We start from the raw sequence: 1,008 nt of genomic DNA on the forward strand, positions 1-1,008 counted from the left end.
AAATTGATACTGGAGCAGGCTGTTCCTGCCGAATGGGTTGATCAGGTGTTTGAAGAACACCGTCAACGCCAGTACCCGCGTGAGCTTTTGTTTTCGACCATCGTTGAGCTGATGTCCCTTGTTTCATTGGGCCTACGGCCCTCCTTACATGCCGCTGCCCGGCAAATGGAGGGGCTGCCGGTTACGTTGGCGGCGCTCTATGACAAGGTCAGCCGCACAGAGCCCGTGTTGCTGCGGGCGTTGGTTACAGGAAGCGCCGAGCGCCTGGCCCCGACGATAAAAGAGTTGGGCTGCTCAGCCATTTTGCCCGGCTGGCAGCTGCGCATTGTCGACGGCAACCACCTGCCTTCTACTGAAAAACGCCTGGGGGCTTTGCGGCGTGAGCGAGGTGCGGCGCGCCCAGGGTTTTCAGTCGTGGTCTACGACCCGGACCTCGATCAGATCGTCGACTTGCAGCCATGCGAGGATGCCTACGCCAGTGAGCGCGTCAGCGTGCTGCCGCTGTTGGCCCGCGCCACTAAGGGCCAGCTGTGGATGGCCGATCGGCTGTACTGCACGCTGCCCGTCATGCACGCCTGCGAGGAAGCGGGGGCTTCGTTCATTATTCGCCAGCAAAGCAAACATCCACGGTTGATTGAGGAAGGCGGCTGGCAAGAATCTGTGGCCATCGAATCCGCAACGGTGCGCGAGCAAATCATCGAACTCAAAGGTGGTCACCGCTGGCGTCGAGTTGAACTGAACCTACAGACACCTACTGACTCAGGCGACACGGTGATGTGGTTCTGGAGCAACTTGCCAGACACCGTCAGCGCCGGGCAGATCGCCGAGTTATACCGTCGTCGCTGGAGTATCGAAGGGATGTTCCAGCGCCTGGAATCGGTGCTGGACAGTGAAATCGAAAGCCTTGGCGCTCCGCGGGCGGCGTTGCTGGGTTTTGCCTCGGCGATCCTGGCCTACAACGTCCTGGCAGTGCTCAAGCGCAGCGTGGAACAGGCTCATCGCGAGACA

Annotated in this window: 1 protein-coding gene; it reads left to right on the forward strand. The window is 60.2% G+C overall.

The genetic code is table 11. From position 1 onward, the window contains the following. Positions 1–1,008 (forward strand): IS4 family transposase (locus KGA83_RS30215; RefSeq protein ID WP_223531447.1); only part of this gene is annotated, 1,008 nt, incomplete at both ends.

The sequence above is a fragment of the Pseudomonas sp. GL-R-19 genome (genome assembly GCF_019956375.1).
Lineage (GTDB): Bacteria > Pseudomonadota > Gammaproteobacteria > Pseudomonadales > Pseudomonadaceae > Aquipseudomonas.